At 61.0% G+C, this 19,168-nt stretch carries 16 protein-coding genes; 5 read left to right on the top strand and 11 right to left on the bottom strand.

Features of this window, described 5'->3' with window-relative positions:
- Nucleotides 1-2 precede the first annotated feature (2 nt).
- On the top strand, nucleotides 3-1,334 hold the full coding sequence (locus J3O30_RS04715; RefSeq protein WP_207584260.1) for an aspartate aminotransferase family protein: 1,332 nt from the start codon (nucleotides 3-5) through the stop codon (nucleotides 1,332-1,334).
- Between the two features lie 146 nt (nucleotides 1,335-1,480).
- Here J3O30_RS04715 and J3O30_RS04710 read toward each other — a convergent pair whose 3' ends face one another.
- The gene (locus tag J3O30_RS04710; protein WP_207584259.1) at nucleotides 1,481-2,845 is read right to left on the bottom strand and encodes an EAL domain-containing protein; all 1,365 of its coding nucleotides are present in this window, start codon (nucleotides 2,843-2,845) and stop codon (nucleotides 1,481-1,483) included.
- A 120-nt stretch (nucleotides 2,846-2,965) separates the two neighbouring features.
- The gene (locus J3O30_RS04705; protein WP_207583115.1) at nucleotides 2,966-4,690 is read right to left on the bottom strand and encodes a response regulator; all 1,725 of its coding nucleotides are present in this window, start codon (nucleotides 4,688-4,690) and stop codon (nucleotides 2,966-2,968) included.
- A 185-nt stretch (nucleotides 4,691-4,875) separates the two neighbouring features.
- Between J3O30_RS04705 and mutL the strand changes: the two genes are divergently transcribed.
- Together mutL and J3O30_RS04695 are read left to right on the top strand one after the other, a co-directional pair.
- A complete protein-coding gene (gene mutL, locus J3O30_RS04700; RefSeq protein ID WP_207583114.1) occupies nucleotides 4,876-6,678 on the top strand; it encodes a DNA mismatch repair endonuclease MutL in 1,803 nt (600 codons plus the stop codon).
- A gap of 171 nt (nucleotides 6,679-6,849) precedes the next feature.
- Complete coding sequence (locus J3O30_RS04695; RefSeq protein WP_003588271.1) at nucleotides 6,850-7,080, top strand: DUF2093 domain-containing protein; 231 nt, start codon at nucleotides 6,850-6,852, stop codon at nucleotides 7,078-7,080.
- 115 nt (nucleotides 7,081-7,195) lie between these two features.
- Here the strand turns inward: J3O30_RS04695 and J3O30_RS04690 are convergent, their stop codons facing one another.
- The 3 genes from J3O30_RS04690 to J3O30_RS04680 all read right to left on the bottom strand — a co-directional run bounded on the left by J3O30_RS04690 (nucleotide 7,196) and on the right by J3O30_RS04680 (nucleotide 10,011).
- Nucleotides 7,196-8,113, bottom strand: coding sequence for a sugar ABC transporter substrate-binding protein (locus J3O30_RS04690; protein ID WP_207583113.1), 918 nt, complete (start codon nucleotides 8,111-8,113; stop codon nucleotides 7,196-7,198).
- A gap of 78 nt (nucleotides 8,114-8,191) precedes the next feature.
- Nucleotides 8,192-8,956 (bottom strand): ATP-binding cassette domain-containing protein, encoded by a 765-nt coding sequence (locus tag J3O30_RS04685; RefSeq protein WP_207583112.1) that lies wholly within the window; start codon nucleotides 8,954-8,956, stop codon nucleotides 8,192-8,194.
- Nucleotides 8,953-10,011, bottom strand: coding sequence for an ABC transporter permease (locus tag J3O30_RS04680; RefSeq protein WP_207583111.1), 1,059 nt, complete (start codon nucleotides 10,009-10,011; stop codon nucleotides 8,953-8,955). Before J3O30_RS04680 ends, J3O30_RS04685 begins: the two co-directional genes overlap by 4 nt.
- Nucleotides 10,012-10,110: 99 nt before the next feature.
- On the opposite strand from J3O30_RS04680, the gene J3O30_RS04675 reads away from it, so the two are divergent.
- Entirely contained in the window at nucleotides 10,111-10,995 is an 885-nt protein-coding gene (locus J3O30_RS04675) for a GntR family transcriptional regulator (protein ID WP_207583110.1), read from the top strand.
- A gap of 89 nt (nucleotides 10,996-11,084) precedes the next feature.
- Here J3O30_RS04675 and lpxK read toward each other — a convergent pair whose 3' ends face one another.
- The 6 genes from lpxK to J3O30_RS04645 all read right to left on the bottom strand — a co-directional run bounded on the left by lpxK (nucleotide 11,085) and on the right by J3O30_RS04645 (nucleotide 17,222).
- The gene (gene lpxK, locus J3O30_RS04670) at nucleotides 11,085-12,158 is read right to left on the bottom strand and encodes a tetraacyldisaccharide 4'-kinase (protein WP_207583109.1); all 1,074 of its coding nucleotides are present in this window, start codon (nucleotides 12,156-12,158) and stop codon (nucleotides 11,085-11,087) included.
- A gap of 202 nt (nucleotides 12,159-12,360) precedes the next feature.
- Nucleotides 12,361-13,083, bottom strand: a complete 723-nt coding sequence (locus tag J3O30_RS04665) for an HAD family hydrolase (RefSeq protein WP_207583108.1) — start codon at nucleotides 13,081-13,083, stop codon at nucleotides 12,361-12,363.
- Between the two features lie 9 nt (nucleotides 13,084-13,092).
- The gene (waaA, locus tag J3O30_RS04660; protein ID WP_207583107.1) at nucleotides 13,093-14,412 is read right to left on the bottom strand and encodes a lipid IV(A) 3-deoxy-D-manno-octulosonic acid transferase; all 1,320 of its coding nucleotides are present in this window, start codon (nucleotides 14,410-14,412) and stop codon (nucleotides 13,093-13,095) included.
- Between the two features lie 265 nt (nucleotides 14,413-14,677).
- Nucleotides 14,678-14,926, bottom strand: a complete 249-nt coding sequence (locus J3O30_RS04655) for a DUF4170 domain-containing protein (protein WP_207583106.1) — start codon at nucleotides 14,924-14,926, stop codon at nucleotides 14,678-14,680.
- Nucleotides 14,927-14,987: 61 nt separating this feature from the next.
- On the bottom strand, nucleotides 14,988-15,797 hold the full coding sequence (locus tag J3O30_RS04650; RefSeq protein ID WP_207583105.1) for a 3'(2'),5'-bisphosphate nucleotidase CysQ: 810 nt from the start codon (nucleotides 15,795-15,797) through the stop codon (nucleotides 14,988-14,990).
- A 78-nt stretch (nucleotides 15,798-15,875) separates the two neighbouring features.
- Entirely contained in the window at nucleotides 15,876-17,222 is a 1,347-nt protein-coding gene (locus J3O30_RS04645; RefSeq protein WP_207583104.1) for a TldD/PmbA family protein, read from the bottom strand.
- A 120-nt stretch (nucleotides 17,223-17,342) separates the two neighbouring features.
- Between J3O30_RS04645 and J3O30_RS04640 the strand changes: the two genes are divergently transcribed.
- On the top strand, nucleotides 17,343-19,157 hold the full coding sequence (locus tag J3O30_RS04640) for a monovalent cation:proton antiporter-2 (CPA2) family protein (protein WP_207583103.1): 1,815 nt from the start codon (nucleotides 17,343-17,345) through the stop codon (nucleotides 19,155-19,157).
- Nucleotides 19,158-19,168: the final 11 nt, after the last annotated feature.

Raw genomic sequence — 19,168 nt, 5'->3', positions numbered from 1 at the left:
CTATGGTTAACGGCTTCGACGCCGCTCGGCTCGGTAGCCTGCCGGACCGAGAGCGAAAGATGATCGAGCGCCGGCAGATGTTACTCGGATCGTCGTATCGGCTCTTTTATGAAAATCCGGTCCATATCACAAAGGCCAAAGGCGTATGGCTGTATGGACCGGACGGAGAAACCTATCTCGACGCCTATAATAACGTGCCGTCGGTTGGTCATTGCCACCCGCACGTCGTGGACGCAATAAGTCACCAGGCATCGCAACTCAATACTCATACACGTTATCTGAACGACCAAATCCTCTCCTACTCTGAAAGGCTTTTGGCGACGTTTCCGGCAGACCTGGACCGTGTGATGTACACCTGCACCGGAAGCGAGGCGGTCGATCTAGCCCTCCGGTTGGCACGCTATTATACAGGTGGCACCGGCATCATCATTACGGAGAACGCCTATCATGGCGTTACGGCTTCGGCGGCGGAAATCTCGCCGTTGCTTGGGGATAGTGTACCCCTTGGCCAGCATGTGCTCACGGTGCCGGCGCCGGACACCTATCGCGCCAATGGTCGTGATGTTGGCGCGGCATTGGCGCAGGACGTCGCTAAAGCGATTGGCCACATGCGCCGCCGGGGTATCACGCCAGCGGCCTTTATCGCCGATAGCGTCTTTTCCACGGATGGCGTTTTTGCCGATCCGCCCGGTTTCCTCAAACCTGTCGTTGATGTGCTAAACAAAGCTGGCGTACTTTATATCGCTGACGAGGTGCAGCCCGGCTTCGGGCGAGTGGGCTCAAACATGTGGGGTTTTGCGCGTCACGAAGTCGTCCCGGACATTGCAGTAATCGGCAAGGCGATGGGTAACGGAATGCCAATCGCAGCGGCCATTATGAAGTCGGACATCCAGGAGTGCTTCGGCCAGGATATACGTTACTTCAACACATTTGGGGCCAACAACGTTTCTTTGGCCGCTGCCTCGGCTGTACTTGACGTTATCAAGAACGAAAATCTCATGCATAACGCGCGCAAGACAGGGGACTACCTGCTCGCAGGAATGAACAGCTTGAAAGCGACGTTCACTTCGATTGGAGATGTACGAGGCAGTGGGTTGTTTCTCGGGTTGGAGTTTGTAGGAAATCAGGACAGCCGCGAGCCAGATAGCCTCCTGGCGCTGAAGGTTGTTAATGGGCTCCGTGATCGGCGTGTATTGATAAGTGCCTCAGGACTAAATGGTAACGTTCTCAAAATTCGGCCACCGCTCCCTTTCACCTGCGAGAATGCAGATGTGCTACTCGATGCACTGCATGATGCTCTCGTCGAAATAGAACGCACGAGACCGAACCGGTAGCAGCTGTTCCGCTGATGTTGACGCCGAGACGTAAAGAGAACTGCTATTGGGTGTCACTCACGGCTTCCCATTTTTCTGCCAAGCCGGAGTCGGAATCCAACGCGATCGTGCATTATACATCCGGGGGCAGAGCCGACATCACGATGTTAGGCGCTGACACGCTCCACTATTGCCGGATCGTAATAGTTCTCGTGCAGGAAGCGTAGCGTGGCGATACCGTCGGCCGGACGGCCGAAATGGTAGCCCTGGCCCATGCCGCAACCGAGCGTGCGTAGCTTCACCGCCTCGGCATAATCCTCGATGCCCTCCGCCACGACTTCCAGGTCCAAGCCCTCGCACATGGTCAGGATCGCTTTGATGATGTGTTCGGAGGCGCGGTCGGAGTTGATGCGGGACACGAAGGCACGATCGATCTTGATCTTGTCGAAGATGAAGTCGCGCAGGCGCCCGAGACTCGACTGGCCGGTGCCGAAATCGTCCAGCGAAATCCGCACCCCGGCGGCGCGCAAATCGGCAATAATGCGGTGGGCGGTGTCGGCAGAGCTCATGACCGCGGTCTCGGTGATCTCCAGCTCGAGGCGATGCGGATCGAAACCGACGCGGCCGAGGATCGACAGGACGCTGCTGCTCGTGCCCGGGTCCATCAGCTGGGCCGAGGAGAGATTGAACGACAGGAAGAGTTCGCGCGGCCAGGAAAGGGCCGCTTCGGCGGCTTTGCGCAGCAGCGCCTCCGACAGCGCATCGATGAAGCCGCGCTCTTCGGCCAGCGGCACGAAGACGCCGGGCGAGACGAAGCCGAGATCCGGATCGTTCCAGCGGGCGAGCGCTTCGAAGCCGACGACCTGATTGTTGGAGAGCGAGACGATCGGCTGGAAATGCACGTCGATCACGTCGGTGATGATGGCGTTTCTGAGCGCCTGCTCCAGCTGCGTTGCGCGCTTCATTTCCTGCGCGATCTCGCGCGAATAAACGGTGACCTGGCCGCGGCCGCGGCGCTTGGAACGGTAGAGTGCGGTTTCGGCGCTCTTCAGCAGTTCCTCGCAATCTTCTCCGGCGAACGGGTAGATGGCAAAGCCGAGGGAGGCGGAGAGACGGACGTTGCGGTCGCCGAGGTCATAGGGGGCCGACAGCACCTCGCGGATCATCTGGCCGAATTTCTCGGCACTCGCCCGTTCGAAAATCAGCGGCAACACGAAAGCGAATTCATCTCCGTCATGGCGGGTAACCAGCGCGCCATCAGGAATACAGGCCCTCAGGCGATGGGCGACCTGGCACAGGATTTCATCGCCGGCTGTCGAGCCGAAGAGATCGTTGATCGGTTTGAAACTGTCGAGATTGGCGATGCCGATGGTGAAGGGGGCCGGATCGCTGGCGCGCTCCGAAGAGATCTGCAAGACCTTGTCCCGCATGCGATTGCGGTTTCCCAATCCGGTCAGCGGATCGCTATAGGCCATCGCCTGAAGCCCATTCTGACCGACGGTCGAGAAGGCCATTTCCGCCGATTTCATTATCCACCCGAGCTTTCCCGCGCCACGCAGAGAATGACCGGCATGTCTTAACAATTCGATAGTAAATCAGCAGCCCTTGCCGCTTGGACCCTCCGAAATCCAGGGGTTGACAGCTATTTACGGCTAGCCTCGCGCTCGCACGGCCTCTTCCATCAGGTATCTCTGAAATACAGCCTCGAGCATGTCAGGGCTGACGGGTTTCATGATGACATCGTCCATGCCTGATTTGGCGCATTCGGCACGGTCTCGTTCGAAGGCCTGGGTAAGCACGCCGACGATCGGGGTGCGGGTTCCGCTGCCGGTTTCCTCCATCTGCCGGATAAGGCGGGCGGCCTCGAAGCCGTTGAAGCCCGGCAGGGAAATATCCATCAGCACGATCTGCGGCCGGTGCTCGGCCCACAAGCGCACGACCTCGTCGCCGGTTGCCGCGATCATATGGCGATAACCAAGGCCTTCGAGGATCTGCGAAAAAACGATCTGGTTGATATCATTGTCTTCGGCGACGAGAACTTGCAGGCCGACGACGTCGTCGGAAATGCTGATCTCCCAATCCGTATCCGCACCGGCGCCACTATTGCGGCTGTTGCGGTTGAAATGGCGGGCGATCTGGAAGGTGAGCTCGTTGGCGATCTGAAAGCCGTCCATGACCAGCGCCGGGATACCGTATTGCTCGGCAAGCTCGAGGCAGCGCATGCCCATCTGATTATCGATGATCAGCAGATCGAGCGAGATCCCGGAGGAGGTGGCAATTTCCAGGAACCGCTCCTCCTCGTCCTCGCCGCGGACCGAGCAGGATTCGAAACCGTATTTCGACAGCGTCCGCAGTGCGGCGGTCTCGGCGGCGAGGTCGGCAGTGACGACGAGGACCTTGCGGCCAGAGAAATTCTCCGGAACGATCGCTTCCATCGCCGCCGGCTCGCGGCGCTCGACGGCGCTCGGCGCCGGCACATAGGCCCGACGATAGCTTTGATTGCTGGAAGTGGTGATCGTCGATGCACGACCGAACTCGTCGAGATCGGCGCCGTCGCGTGGCAGGTCCTGCATGGTCGACACCAGGAAATAGCGGCCCGACTTGCCGATGCGGTGCTTGCGGCTGACAATGTCGCGCTCGATACCGTCGCGGGAGATCTGACGCTGGCGGGAGATCGACATCTCGCCGGTCTCCAGCACATGACGATCGCTTTCCTCGAAGCGTTTGGCGATCTCATCTGAAAAAAGATCGGCGCTCTTGCGCCCGAGCACCTCGTCGGCGGTGGTCTGATATTTCTCGCAGAAGGCGAGATTGACCGCGACATAGGTGAGGTTGCGGTCCTTGACGAAGAGCGGGAACGGCAGATTGTCGAGAATGTCCTCGGTGAGCTGCACACGCTCGAGATCCGAGCGCCATTGCTCTTCGCGCTTCTTGTCCTCGGAAATGTCGGAAATGACGGTGACGCCGTAACCGCCCGGCAGCCGGCGTTTGACGAAACGGACCCAGCTGTCGGTCCCGTGACGCTCGACGGAGTCAAAGCGCTCGCGCCAGTGCGAGGCGATTTTCTGCGACAGCCAGTCCTCGCGGCTCAGCGAGCCGCGCTGCTTCACATCATATTGCTGGCGAATGCCGGTGTCGTACATCGCGCCGAGGAAATCGCGAAGCCGCGTCCCGGGCTTCAGCATTTCGGGCGGCAGTGGGAAAAATTCCAGCGTCTGGCGGCTGGCGAAGATCAGATGATCGTTCTTGTCGTAGATGATGAAGGCTGCCGCAAGGCTGTCGCACACCACATCGAAAAGCGCCGTCTGCAGATCGGCCTCGGCGGAAATCCCGTCGGTTTCCGATGATGTGTCCGCCTTTTCGAAGCCGGCACTCATTCCATTGCGTCCCACATCTGTTCGATTTCACAGCTTCCGGAGGTATATGAATAGAAATGCCATTTTTATGTTAAAACCGGCTTAACACTAGCGACCTCCCAAGTTTGAGGGAGCCCCCGGATCACGCTTTGGGAAAGCCCATCGAAACCCCTTCCCTCCGGCCCACGAATCCTCGAAAATAGCCCATGGCCATCAGACAGCTTTCCGAAACGCTCATCAACCAGATCGCCGCCGGCGAAGTCATCGAACGGCCGGCGAGCGCTGCCAAGGAACTGATCGAAAACGCGATCGATGCGGGCGCGACGCGCATCGAGATCGCCACATCAGGCGGCGGCAAGGCGCTGCTGCGCGTCAGCGACAACGGCTCGGGCATGGACGCGGCCGACCTGGAACTGGCGGTCAGGCGCCACTGCACCTCGAAGTTATCGGAGACGCTTGAGGATATCCGCACGCTCGGCTTCCGCGGCGAGGCACTGCCCTCGATCGGCTCGGTCGCAAGGCTCAGCATCGCCAGTCGCAGACGCGACAGCGCCGGCGGCCACGAGATTGCCGTCAACGGTGGCAAGATTGCGCATATGCGCCCGGCGGCCGCCAATCCCGGCACGATCGTCGAAGTGCGCGACCTGTTCTTCGCGACGCCCGCCCGGCTCAAATTCCTCAAGACAGAGAAAGCCGAGGCCGGCGCAATCACCGAAATCGTCAAGCGCATGGCAATCGCCTTCCCGGCTGTGCGCTTCGTGCTGTCAGGCTCGGACCGCACGACGCTGGAATTCCCAGCGACCGGCGACGACCATCTGGCGCGTATGGCGCAGGTGCTCGGCAAGGAATTCCGCGACAACGCCATTGCGCTCGACGCCGAACGCGAGGAGATCGCGCTGACCGGTTTTGCCGGCGTGCCAACCTTCAATCGCGGCAACTCCGCCCATCAATACGCCTTCGTCAACGGCCGGCCGGTGCAGGATAAGCTGATCCTCTCGGCGATCCGCGGCGCCTATGCCGAGACGATCCCGTCTGGGCGCCATCCGGTGGCGGTGCTGTCAATCACACTCGATCCGGCGCTCGTCGACGTCAACGTGCATCCGGCAAAATCCGACGTGCGGTTCCGCGACCCCGGCCTGGTACGCGGCCTGATCGTCGGCGCCATCCGCGAGGCCTTGGCGCGCGACGGCAGCCGGGCGGCAACGACCGGGGCAAGCGATATGCTGCGCTCCTTCCGCCCCGGTTTTCAGCCACACGCGCAACGGCCGCAGACGGCATGGTCGGCCGAGACCTCGCCCTTTCGTCCCTACCAGCCGGCAACAGGTTTCGGCGATCGGCCGCAGGCCTCCTTCGACGGGCTGTCGATGCCGACGGCGCGGGCCGAGCCGCAGTTTTCGCCGCAGCCGGCAGCAGCCGAGACGGTCGCACGCTATCCGCTCGGCGCGGCGCGGGCGCAGATCCACGCCAATTATATCGTCGCCCAGACCGAGGACGGGCTGGTGATCGTCGACCAGCATGCCGCACACGAGCGGCTGGTCTTCGAGGCGATGCGCAAGGCGCTGCATTCGAAGCGGCTGGCCTCGCAGGTGCTGCTGATCCCGGAGATCGTCGACATTCCGGAAGAGGATTGCGACCGGCTGATGCAGCATGCGGCCGAGCTTTCCGAACTCGGCCTGGCGATCGAGCGTTTCGGTCCCGGGGCGATCGCCGTGCGTGAGACGCCGGCCATGCTCGGCGAGGTCGATGCGCATGGCCTGATCCGCCAGCTTGCCGACGAGATTGCCGAATGGGATACGGCGTCGGGCCTGTCGGCCAAGCTCGAATATGTGGCGGCGACGATGGCCTGCCACGGATCGGTGCGCTCCGGACGGCGGCTGCGGCCGGAGGAAATGAACGCGCTGCTGCGGGAAATGGAAGTGACGCCAGGCTCCGGCCAGTGCAATCATGGCCGGCCGACCTATATCGAATTGAAGCTCAGTGATATCGAGCGGCTTTTCGGCAGAAGCTAAAAAAGCTGGAAAAGCAGCCCTTGCGGGAGTATGGCAGACTAAAGCGTGCCGCGATCTTTCAGATTCGCTTTCCACGCTTTAGGTCTTTGGTTTTCCGCATGTCGTGATCGCAAATCCGCGGCACACTTTTGCGCGACAAGCTTTAATGACAGGCTGCAGGGAACGGAGCGCATGAATTTGTTCGAAGGACACGGAAACCGCGAGGCGAAGATCCGGTACCTCGACGGCGATTTCCAGATTCTCTCGCCCGGCTCCTATGTCGTCTGCGCGATGACGGGAAAACAGATCCCGCTCGACGAATTGCGCTATTGGAGCGTCGCCCGGCAGGAACCCTATGCCGACGTGATCTCGGCCATCGAAGCCGACAAACGCGCCGGCGTGCTGCCGAACCAGCGGCGTTAGAGCGCGGCCGCGTGCGAGGGGCCACAGGTCCGGCCCGCCCCACGCAGGACGGGCCGTTTGCTGAGCAACAACATGGTCCATGTGCTCTTTGCGAATTGCACAGAGGGGCAAGTGTTTACTTGAATTGCGCCATATTCTCAGGCGTCACGAGCGCGGCGCCAGAATCTATCAAAGACTCCACCGTCTCTCCGCGAATCGATTTTACCAGCGCATCCACACCGAGTTCAGCCATCTTGGTGGGGAACTGCGCCACCGAAGCATCCTCGATTCCACTCTTCAGCGCTTCCTCTTCACCGCAGCAGAAGTCGAAACCGACCAGCACAATCTTGTCATTGGCAGTGCCGGCATTCTTGATTGCGCGCGCCGCGCCAGCAGCGGGCGGGCCGCAAGCGGCGTAAATGGCCTTGAGGTCCGGGTTCTTCGTGAGCAGATCTTCGGCGACACTGATCCCGAGTTCCTCGGTGCAGTTTGTTGCGCCTTTCCCGACGATCTTGACGTCAAGGCCCTGCAGCCCTTCAAGCATACCCTTCACACGGTCATCAAGCGCTGGCACACCGGGCACACCCTCGAGAATCCCGAGCGTGTCGCCGGCTTTAAGAACAGTTTTGAGATATTCGCCGGCGATTTTGCCCGCGGCGAAATTATCGGTCGTGGCAAGCGCCGTCCTGCCTTTCCAATCCGGAATATTGTTATCCATCAGCACGACCTTGACACCGGCCGCCACCGCCTTGTCCAGGGCAGCGGACACGGTCGGATCGACGGGCGTGAGGGCAATGCCCTGCACGCCTCGTGTCACCATGGACTCGATCTGTGCAATCTGGCCCTCGATGTCGGTTGCGGACGTGCCCTGCCCGTAGATGATCTCGACGCCGGGATTTCTCTTTGCATAATCTTTGGCTGCGTTCTCCATTGTTGCGAAGAACGGTACCGGGAACTTGGTTATAAAGCCGAGCTTGACCGGCTCCTGCGCCAAGGACGGGACTGCAGCGACAGCCAGGAGAGCGAGAGCTCCCAGCAGGGATTGCGGTTTCATGATACACCTCCCATGTTTCGACCGCCCTCCTCTAGAGCGATCTCGTTGTCCACTGCCCTAACGAAGCAGCGATCTCCTTTAAGTCTCGGCGCCGACAATCATCGCGACAAGGTCCTGCTTGTTCGCTTCGGTTGGCTTCAGTTCACCCACCTTGCGACCCTGCCGCAGCACCACTGCCCGATCGGCGATTTCGACGACATGTTCCATATTGTGTGTGATTATGATCACGGCATTGCCTTCAGCTTTAAGCTGATTGACAAGGTCGAGAACTTGGCGAGATTCGCGAACACCGAGGGCGGCCGTTGGTTCGTCAAGGATCACCAGCTTGCGTGCAAAAACAATGGCGCGCGCGACCGCAATCGCCTGTCGCTGTCCACCAGACATCAGCGCGACCGGCGCGTCGAACCGCGGCAGCTTAACCTTCAGACGATCGATTACACGCGCTGCTTCCCGCTTCATCACGCCCGTGTTGAGGAAGCGGAGCGGGCGTGGCAGCCAAGAAGGGAAAGAGATTTCTCGCCCGCAATAGAAATTCTGCACAGGGGTCAGGTTGTCGAAAAGCGCCAGATCCTGATAGACGGTTTCAATGCCGGCGCGGCGGGCCGCCGCCGTTGAATGGAGCAATACGGGAGCACCATCCACAAGGATCTCTCCTTCGTCGAGACTATGAAGCCCACTGATGCATTTGACGAGCGTCGACTTGCCAGCGCCGTTGTCACCCAGGAGAGCGGTTACCTCCCCTGCATATGCATCAAAGCTTACATTTTTCAGGGCATGGATGGCGCCAAAGCGCTTCTGCGCATTTCGAACCGAAAGGACCGGTGGGGCGGATGCAGCGTTCATTGCACTCTCGCCGATTGAAGCACGCGCGCGCGCGCCTCGAGATGGTTACGAAGCACGTCAGCCTCTACGGCGATGACGATGACGAGCCCGATCGCGATCATTTGAAAGAACACGTCGACGCCGAGAAGATTAAGGGCGTTGCGGATGACGCCGATCAGCACGGCGCCGATCAGGGCGTGGCCGAGATGGCCCCGTCCGCCAAGGAAGCTAGCACCACCGATAATCACCGCCGCAATCGTGTCGAGCTCCAAGAGATTGCCATAGATTGGCGAGGCGGCGCCGGTCCGTCCTGCCAGCAGCACCGCGCCGGCACCGGCACAAAAGCCTGAGATAATGTAGGTCGAGAGCAGAACACCCTTTACCGGTATACCCATGCTTCTGGCGGCATTCGGCGAGCCGCCGACCGCATAGATCCATCTGCCACAGACCATTGACTTTGTCAGGATCAGAAACAGGAACCCGAACACCCCGACGACAAAGAAGGAATTGGGCACACCAAACGTCGTGCCGCCACCGATCGCAGTAACTGTATCGGGCATCCCGCGCATGGTGGTGTGGCCGGGCGCCAATGCAAGTGCCAGGCCACGGCAGATACTCAAGGTCGCAAGGGTAATAATGAAGGGGTGTGGCAGCCGACCGTAGACAAACACCACGCCGTTTACCGCCCCGATGGCAGCACCCGCAAGCAACATGGCCATAATGACGGTGATCGAGGCATCAACCTGCTGGTAGACGAGTCCGCCGACTACTGTCGCGAGCGCGAGATTTGAGCCGACAGACAGGTCGACCCCGCGTGTCAGGATAACGAGCTGCTGCCCCATTGCCACAAGAGCAATCACCGCCGTCTGCGCCAGGATGTTCCCCAGGTTGCTGGGCTTTAGAAAAGCCGGCGTGATCAAACTGACGACGGCAATGAGTATAATGAGGATCAATAATGGGCCTAAGCTCAAAAGCTTCAGTCCCAATGTGATGCCAGATTGTCTCGGGTGGAAGGTTGCACCTTGCGAACCACCAGGCCGGGACGAATTCTGAGGCAGAATCCCAGAGTCTTCCAAATTTCCCGAGCCTCCCTGGTTTTTTATACATAAGAAACATATGATACACGTACGTCAAATTGTTTTTTATGGATATCTAAACATACCGGGAGTTGCTCAGTGAGAACGGATACGACCTTTAAGCGGGCCTTCAATGATATGATCGATATCCTTCGGACATTCGATCTTGGGGAGGAATTGCCGTCCGAAAACGCACTGCGCGCCCAGCTTGGCGTAAGCAGAACAACTGTGCGGAAGGTGCTGGCGGCGATGTCCGCACGTGGGATCATCATATCCGAAGCGCATAGGCGGATCATACGGAAGCAGCCGCGGCAGACAGAGCGCTATCCGAAGGAAGAGACCTTAGCAATTTCGGAACAGGTCGAGACGAGTTTCATGGAATGGATGCTGCGTGGCGATGCCTGTCCGGGCACAGAAATCAATGAGGCTGAATTAGCTCGGAAATTCGGCGTCGCGACAACCATAGTCCGTGAGTTTCTCAATCGATTTCAGAAATATGGGCTGATCGAGAAGCGTCAGAATGCAGGCTGGGTTTTTAAAGGGTTCACAGCGAGTTTCGCACTCGAACTGTTCGAGATCAGAGAGATGTTCGAAATGCGCTCCGCACGCCTGTTCGCTAGCCTGCCCGACGGCTCGCCCATCTGGAAGCAGGTGCGTGCTATACGGGCGGCACATCTGGAACTGCTCGCGGATATCGATGCACGGTTTCAGGATTTCTCGGAACTGGACAGCCGATTCCATCGGCTGATTGTGGCTGTCGCGCCAAACCGCTTTATCGAAAGCTTCCAAGACGTGATCGCCATGGTCTTCCACTATCACTATCAGTGGAACAAGCGGGATGAACGCGCGCGGAATGAGGTCGCCATTGGGGAACATCTGGCGCTGATCGATGCCCTCGAAAGCCGCAATCTCGCGTTGATCAATCACGCTTGCCGGTCGCATCTGACCTCGGCGCGCGAAACTTTGCTTCACTCGATCGTGTGATAACATTGCAAGGACAGATGTGAGCAGCACTCTGGCTTGGTCTGACTTCCGGTGTCTCTGCCACGGGAGGACGTTTTGCTGCAGCCTGATTAGAGCGGTTCGGCCTTTCCTGGAATCGCTTCAACCTCAGCCTTCAATTCTCTGAGGCGGCGCTCGCGGCAGGCGGCGATCGCCCGGTCGATGATCAGGCTCGGGGCGAGGTGATCTTCGAATACCATGTCGACCTCGATCACCCGGCACTTTTCAATAAGCTGCGCCGCCTTGCCGGGATGGCCGGAGAGGCGGACGAAATCCTTGGATGTCGTGACGATCAGCAGGTCCTGACGCTCGGCGGTCGTCAGGATGTCGTCGATCTCCTCTTCGGTCAGGTGTTCATGATCGCCGAAGGTCTTGGCGACGGCGATTTCGGCGCCGCGCGATTCGACCGTGCGGAAGAATTTGGCAGGATCGGCGATGCCGGCGAAGGCGAGCACCTTCATGCCGGCAAGCGTGTTGTTGCCGCGCACTTTCAGCGATGCGGTGAAATAGGGTTTTGCGGCGCGCGCCGCCATGCGGACGATCCTGTCGGCGGCATTGCCGCCACCGACCTTCAGCAGGGCTGTCGCAGAACGCAGCTGCTGGCCGATCGGCGCGCGGACAGGGCCGCCGGGCACGATATGGCCATTGCCGAGGCCGCGGGTCGCGTCGATGACGAGCAGGGCATAGTCGATCGCCAACCGGGCACTCTGGAAACCGTCATCCATGATGATGAGGTCGGCGCCCTCCGCCACCAGCCGCTGAGCACCGTCGACGCGCCGGCGAGAAATCACCGTCAACGCCTCCTGGGCAAGCAGCAGTGGCTCATCGCCGACGGCGACCGCACGGTGATGATCGGGATCGACCACCGTCGTCACATCGAGCGATCCGCCGTAACCCCTGCTGAGAAAGCCGGGCTTCAGCCCTTTCGCCTTGGCGGCACGGGCAATGGTCAGCGCCGTCGGCGTCTTGCCGGCGCCGCCGACAGTGAAATTACCGACGCAGATGACGGGAATAGGAACCGAGGCGCGGCGCGCATGGGCCATGCGGTGGCCGGCGATACGGCCGTAGACAAAGGAAAGCGGCAGCAGCAGCCAGGCCCGCCAATCGGCTTTCCGCCACCAGAACGGCGGCGCTTCGGATATCATCTTGCCGTCCCGCTCCCCTGCCCGCCTTGCGGCAACCGGCCCCTTGCTTTTCGACCGGCGGGATTGAGAGGCCAAAATCGATGAAAATGCAAGCCCTTAGAGCGCCGCGCGCCCGATTGGACGCGTCAAGGACGCTCTATGACTTTGAACTGGCACTCAACCTCGAAAATCGATTCCGATCTTCGAGGTTGAATGCTGCCGGTCAGGCTGGCTGCAGATCCGGCAGCAGCGCCTCGAGAGCGGTGATATCGTCGAGCACATGATCGGCTGCAGCGGCAAGCGAATCGCGCGAACCGGTGCCGGTCAGCACTGCAATCCTGAGCCCTGTGCCGGCATTCAGGCCCATGTGCAGATCGTGATTGTTGTCGCCGACCATGGCAACTTCCTCAGGCGAAAGTCCGGTCGCGGCGCAGAAGCCGAGTACCATGCCCGGCTCCGGTTTGACCCCGAAACCGCTGTCGTAGCCGGCGATGTAATCGACGTAGCGGGCAAAACCGAAGCGTTCCGCCGTTTGGCGGATCGACCGTTCGTTGTCGCTGGAGGCGACACCGAGCTTGAAGCCGCGCCGATGCAGCCTTGCGAAGAAGCCGGCGAGGTCGGTCACCGGCACGGAAAATTCGGCGGCGCTGGAAAACAGGGCGTCTAGGCGCACCGTCAGTTCGTCGACATCGACCATCGAGCCCGCAGCAACCAGACCCTCGGAAATCTGGCGGGTATTGCCGGCAGCAAGCAGGCTGTCGGGAACGATATGGCCGGTCACCGGATCCATGCCGCAGGCAGACAGCAGCCGGTCGGCCAGAAGCGGGTCATCTTCCGCGGCGATGCGGGCAAGCTCCCGGTTCACCGGCAGCCAGCTCTCGTCATAGTCGAGCAGAGTGCCGTCCTTGTCGAAGAGAATGCCTTTGATATGGGCCGCTGCCGACATGATATATCCTCAGACCTGGGCCACGGCCTTGGGCAGCAACCGCGCCTTCACCGTCAGCGGATTGATGTAGGGTTCCAGCCCTTTCACGGTCGCGGTCAGCGCACCGCGCATCTCGTGCACCGCGGTGATGCCGGCCTCGATCATATTGCGGCGGGCTTCATCATTGATCAGCAGGTAATGCACGCCCTTGGCCAGCATTTCGGTATCGCGCACCATGCGGGCGCTGCCGCTGCGGGCGAGCTTCTGATAGGCATCGCGGAAATTCTGTACATGGCCGCCGGAGAGAACGGCGCAGCCGAGCATGGCGGGCTCCAGCGGGTTTTGGCCGCCTTCGGCAAACAGCGAGCGGCCGACGAAAGCGATTTCCGTCAGTCTCAAATAGAGGCCCATTTCGCCGATCGTATCACCGAGGAAAATATCGACATCGGCCGACAAGACATCGTCACGGGTGCGGCGGGCGACCTTCAGCCCCAGCTTGACCAGGGCCGCCTCGATCTCGTCGCAGCGCTCCGGATGACGCGGCACGATGATCGTCAATTGACGATCGCGCTCCCTCAGCGCCCGATGGACGATGGCAGCGGCATTCTCCTCGCCGTCGAAGGTCGAGATCGCCGCCCAGGTCTTGCGGTCGCCGATCTGCTTCTTGTAGCGGGCAAGGACAGCGCTGTCATAAGGCGGTGCGTCGGTGTCGACCTTCAGATTGCCGGAGGTGATGACGGGAACAGCGCCGAGATCGCGGAAACGTTCTGCATCCATATCCGACTGGGCGATGACGAGGGCGAGATTCTCGAACAGGGCTTCGGCTATCGCCGGGCGGCGGCGCCAGCGGGTAAAGGAGCGGTCCGACATGCGGGCATTGATCAGGATCTGCGGAATGCGGCGGCGGCCAAGCTCCAGCACCGTTGCCGGCCAGATCTCGGATTCGGCGATGATGGCGCAATCGGGCTGCCAGTAATCGAGGAAGCGGCTGACCGACGGCTTCAGGTCGAGCGGCACATATTGGTGGATTGCGTCTTGACCGAGCCGCTCGGCGGCGAGCTTGGCGGAGGTGATGGTGCCGGTCGTCAGGATGACATGGATATCGCGGCGGCGGATTTCGCGGATCAGCGGGATGACGGCATTGGTTTCACCGACGCTTGCGGCATGGAACCAGACGAGCGGGCCTTGCGGCCGATTGGCGCTTGGATAGCCGAAGCGTTCCAGGCGGCGCGCTCGGTCTTCCTTGCCCTTGGCGGTGCGGTAGGTGATATAGAGGCCGACAACAGGAGAGGCCACGGTTCCCGCCAGACGGTATGCGCTCAGACCGAACCGAGCCATCCGGGAACTCATCGCGCCAGTCTCCGATCCAAACCGATCGACATCAAACCCATTCCCTCATTATCGTTGCGGCCGCAATGACCGATCAATTTGTTCAGAATGCGTCAAACAATCCGGAGCGCCCGATGCCGGAAAGCCCCGCTCGCCGGCGGCACAAGAGCGTGATGCCGAAAGGTGCAAGCGGTTTTCTCACGACACCATGCCCTAACCAATTAATTCAGAACAGGATTCAGACTTGGGGCCGACCCGGCCTGAAATCAACCTGTTTCTAGCGAGGTCAGTTGCCCCTGGCCTTTTCCTGCGGATCGAGCAAACGATGCATGTGGACGATGAAGTAGCGCATATGCGCATTGTCGACCGTCTGTTGCGCTTTCGCCTTCCAGGCCGTCAGCGCCGTGGCATAATCCGGGAAAATGCCGACGATATCGAGACCGCTCAGATCACGGAACTGGACATCATCGAGGCTTTCCAGTTCGCCGCCAAAAACGAGATGCAGAAGCTGCTTCTTGTCACCGGAGTCAGTCATTTTTTGTTCTCTTTCTGCTATTCTCCTCCGCCACCCCATCTGCGGGATTTTGACGGAAACGTCAACTGTCTCGTCGCCCAGCAAAGGCCACGAGGAATTCGTCGAGACGGGGCGTAGGTGCTGCGCAGAGGACGTTGTGGGTAACGGCGGCGCGATTGTAGACGATCGGCCTGCCTTCAAGGTCGACAAGGCCACCGCCCGCGCAGGCCAGGATAAGATCGGCGGCGGCAAGGTCCCAATCATGCGAATTGCTCTTGACGAAGGTGCCTTCGAGACGACCGTCCGCCACCATGGCGATGCGATAGGCAAGCGAGGGTATGTGCTTCTGGCGGGTGACCCGGTCGCGAAACTCCGGCGGGAAGGTCTTCAACAGATCCTCGCCGATCGCCAGGCGGCTCACCTGCTCCGGTCCTGCGGCGGAGACGGTAAAGGGCGCGCCATTCTTCATCGCCACGCCACCTTCGGTCGCCTCATAGAGTTCCTCGAGCGCCGGGGCATAGAGCACGCCGGCGACCGGCCGGCCGCGATGAACGACCGCGACGCTGACGCACCAGACCTTTTGCCCGCCGAGGAAGGCGCGCGTGCCGTCGATCGGATCGACGATGAACAGCGTCTCGCGCAGGAGGCGGTCGGCATCATCGTCAGTTTCCTCAGACAACCAGCCATAATCCGGCCGGGCCTTGCGCAGAATGGTCTCGAGCGTCTTGTTGGCGGCGAAGTCGGCGGCACTGACGGGGGAGCGGTCGCCGTTTTTCCACCAGACCTCAGGAGACTGGTTGAAAAAGCCGAAAGCAACCGCACCGGCCTCTTTCGCAGCATCGGCAATCAACGTGAGATCGCCCTGCCAGCGAGACTTTTCCCTATCGCTCATCTCGCCTATCCGTTTCTCAGTTCAATAGTAGCAGCATGATATCGTCCGAAACCGCCGCACATTTTTGCGAAGGGATGTTCAGCGCCCTGCGAGCGTCATGCCTTCGATGGCGAAGGTCGGAGCCGCGACGCCGAATTTGCGATCGATGTCGTTTGCCAGCGTCAGGCGCATGAACATGTCCTTGAGGTTCGAGGCAATCGTCACCTCGGAAACCGGGAAGGTGAGTTCACCGTTCTCGATCCAGAAGCCGGTGGCGCCGCGGCTGTACTCGCCGGTGATCATGTTGACGCCGTGGCCGATCAATTCGGTGACATAAAAACCGTTGCCGACGCTGCGGATCAGTTCCTCGGGCGAGATGTCCCCGGGTTCAAGGGCAAGATTGGTGGAGGACGGCGAGACGGCGGTGCCGCCGCGCACGCCGCGGCCATTGGTTTCCAGACCCAATTCGCGGGCGGTCGAGGTCGAGAGAAACCAGTGGTTCAAGACGCCGTCCTCGATCATCACCAGCCGCTCGCCCGACACGCCCTCACCGTCGAATGGCCGCGAGGAGGGGCCGCGCACGATCAACGGATCGTCGGTGATCGACAGGCCCGCCTTCAGCACCTGCTGACCCATCTTGTCGCGCAGGAAGCTGGACTTGCGGGCGACGGCAGCGCCATTGATCGCGCCGGCGATATGGCCGACGAAGCCGCGGGCGACGCGCGGGTCGAAGATCACGGTAACATCCTTGCTGGTCGGCACCTGGCGAGGATTGATGCGCTTTACCACCCGTTCGCCGGCGCGACGACCGATTTCAGCGGGATCGTCGAGTTCGGCATAGTAGAGGCGGCTGTCGTAGTCATAGTCGCGTTCCATGCCGGTGCCTTCGCCCGATATGACGCTGACGGAATGGCCGAAGCGCGACGCCATGTAACTGCCCTCAAAACCGTGCGAGGTGGCAAGGACGAGGCCGCCCATGCCGGCCGAGGCGCCGGCGCCGGAGGAATTGGTGACACCCTCGACCGCCAGAGCGGCTGCCTCAGCGGCGAGGCTCGCCTCGCGCAGCATCTCGGAGGAGACCTCGGTGGTATCGAGCAATTGCAGGTCGGGATAGGATTTCGACAGGCTCGCCTCATCCGCCAGGCAGGCGAACGGATCTTCCGGCGAGACCTTGGCCATGGTGACGGCGCGTTCGGCAAGCGCCTGGAGATCGAAGCCCGGATTGGCCGAAACGCTGGCGACGCGTTTGCCGATGAAGACGCGCAGCGAAAAATCGTCGCTTTCGGAAGATTCGGTGCCCTCGACCTTGCCGAGGCGGACGCTGACCGATTGCGAGCGCGACCGGACGACGACGGCGTCGGCGGCGTCGGCCCCCGCCTTCTTGGCCAGATCGATCAATTGACTTGCGCGGGAAAGAAGTGTCGAGGAATCAATTTCTGAGGACATGATTTGGCCTTTCCTTCGGCTTCCATTTATTGTGCACTCTCCCAAGCATCAAGGCCGCCGCCGCCGATTCTTTGTCGGGGGTTGCCCGCCTGCTTCCCGCCGTCGAAAGAAATTGCCCTGATGTCAGCGTCCAATGCCTTTTTTTCCGAAACGATCCTGCTGCTCGGCGGAGCCGTGGTCGCCGCGCCGATCTTCAAGAAGCTCGGGCTCGGCACGGTGCTCGGCTATCTCGCTGCCGGCATCGTCATCGGCCCTGTCTTCCACGGCATCACCGACGGTGAACAGATCCTTGCGGTCGCCGAACTCGGCGTCGTCTTCCTGCTCTTCATCATCGGACTGGAATTGAAACCCAGCCGCCTCTGGCAGATGCGGCGCGACATCTTCGGCCTCGGCACGGCGCAGGTGGTGGTGACCGGGCTGGCGCTGACCGCGCTCGCCTGGTTTTCCCACGTTCTCGATTGGCGCGGCAGCATCGTCGCCGGCTTTGGCCTGGCACTGTCGTCGACGGCCTTCGCCATGCAGATCCTCGAGGGCGACGGCGACGTCAATACGAAATACGGGCAGCGTTCCTTCTCGATGCTGCTGTTCCAGGACCTGGCGATCGTGCCGCTCTTGGCGCTGATCACCGTTCTCGACGGCGGCGGCAAGGGCAGCAATGCGCCGCTCGCCGATTTCGCCGTCGCCGTCGGCGCGGTCGCGGCAATGGTCGTCATGGGGCGTTACCTGCTGACGCCGCTCTTCCAGATCATCGCCCGGACCGGCGCGCGCGAGGCGATGATTGCCGCCGCCCTTTTCGTCGTCATGGGATCGGCAAGCCTGATGCAGCTTGCCGGGCTTTCGATGGCGATGGGCGCCTTCCTCTCCGGGGTGATGCTCGCCGAATCCTCCTACCGGCACGAGCTGGAGGCCGATATCGAGCCCTTCCGCGGCGTGCTGCTCGCCATCTTCTTCATCGCCGTCGGCCTGTCGCTGCAGCTCGACGTGCTTGCCGACAACGCGCTCTTCGTCATCGTTGCGGTGCCGATCATCATGGCGGTCAAGGCGATCATCATCTACGGGCTTTGCCGGATCTCCGGCTCTCCGCACAACGATGCGATCCGGATCGCCTTTCTGCTGCCGCAAGGCGGCGAATTCGGCTTCGTGCTGTTTACCGCGGCGGCAACCGTCGGGCTGATGTCGGCGAGCACGGCATCGCTGCTGGTCGCGATCGTCACGCTGTCCATGGCGCTGACGCCGATCGGCGCGGCTCTTTCCAAGCGGCTGCTCAGCGGCGATGAGCATGAGGAATTGGACGAGGATTTCGAGGGTGCCGGCGCCGATGTGTTGATGGTCGGCTTCTCGCGTTTCGGCCAGATCGCCGCCCAGATCCTGCTTGCCGGCGGGCGCAGCGTCACCGTCATCGATTTTTCGGCGGACCGTATCCGCCAGGCCTCCGCCTTCGGCTTTCGCATCTATTTCGGCGACGGCGCCCGCAAGGACGTGCTGCGCTCGGCCGGCATCGACCGGGCAAAGATCGTGCTCGTCTGCACGCAGAAGAAGGAAATCACCGACAAGGTGGTGGAACTGGTGCAGGCGGACTATCCGCACACCAGGCTTTACGTGCGCTCCTACGATCGCATCCATTCGATCGAGCTGCGTAACAAGGGTATCGACTACGAACTGCGCGAAACGTTGGAATCAGGCCTGCTCTTCGGGCGGCGGACGCTGGAGGCGCTTGGTGTGCCCGAGGTCGATGCCTATGAAATCGGCGAGGATATCCGCAAGCGCGACGAGGCGCGCCTGGTGCTGCAGGTGTCCGAAGGATTGCAGGCCGGCCGCGACATGCTGTTTTCCCATCCCGTCCGCCCCGAACCGCTGGTCAAGCCGAAACGTGCCGCCGATGCTTTCGAGGACGATCCGCTGGCAGGCACCGTGGATGCGACGGCGGAGGCGTAAATCAAAAGAAC

The organism is Rhizobium sp. NZLR1, assembly GCF_017357385.1.
Lineage (GTDB): Bacteria > Pseudomonadota > Alphaproteobacteria > Rhizobiales > Rhizobiaceae > Rhizobium.
This window is presented reverse-complemented; position numbering and strand designations above follow the sequence as displayed.

Bases quoted from the DNA above. Each gene is read 5' to 3' on its own strand.
- J3O30_RS04685 (WP_207583112.1), bottom strand. From the start codon at position 8,956: ATGAACGCTGCATCCGCCCCACCGGTCCTTTCGGTTCGAAATGCGCAG.
- J3O30_RS04695 (WP_003588271.1), top strand. From the start codon at position 6,850: ATGAATTTGTTCGAAGGACACGGAAACCGCGAGGCGAAGATCCGGTAC.
- J3O30_RS04655 (WP_207583106.1), bottom strand. From the start codon at position 14,926: ATGACTGACTCCGGTGACAAGAAGCAGCTTCTGCATCTCGTTTTTGGC.
- J3O30_RS04705 (WP_207583115.1), bottom strand. From the start codon at position 4,690: ATGAGTGCCGGCTTCGAAAAGGCGGACACATCATCGGAAACCGACGGG.
- J3O30_RS04645 (WP_207583104.1), bottom strand. From the start codon at position 17,222: ATGTCCTCAGAAATTGATTCCTCGACACTTCTTTCCCGCGCAAGTCAA.
- lpxK (WP_207583109.1), bottom strand. From the start codon at position 12,158: ATGATATCCGAAGCGCCGCCGTTCTGGTGGCGGAAAGCCGATTGGCGG.
- J3O30_RS04665 (WP_207583108.1), bottom strand. From the start codon at position 13,083: ATGTCGGCAGCGGCCCATATCAAAGGCATTCTCTTCGACAAGGACGGC.
- J3O30_RS04650 (WP_207583105.1), bottom strand. From the start codon at position 15,797: ATGAGCGATAGGGAAAAGTCTCGCTGGCAGGGCGATCTCACGTTGATT.
- J3O30_RS04690 (WP_207583113.1), bottom strand. From the start codon at position 8,113: ATGAAACCGCAATCCCTGCTGGGAGCTCTCGCTCTCCTGGCTGTCGCT.
- J3O30_RS04640 (WP_207583103.1), top strand. From the start codon at position 17,343: ATGTCAGCGTCCAATGCCTTTTTTTCCGAAACGATCCTGCTGCTCGGC.
- waaA (WP_207583107.1), bottom strand. From the start codon at position 14,412: ATGAGTTCCCGGATGGCTCGGTTCGGTCTGAGCGCATACCGTCTGGCG.
- J3O30_RS04715 (WP_207584260.1), top strand. From the start codon at position 3: ATGGTTAACGGCTTCGACGCCGCTCGGCTCGGTAGCCTGCCGGACCGA.
- mutL (WP_207583114.1), top strand. From the start codon at position 4,876: ATGGCCATCAGACAGCTTTCCGAAACGCTCATCAACCAGATCGCCGCC.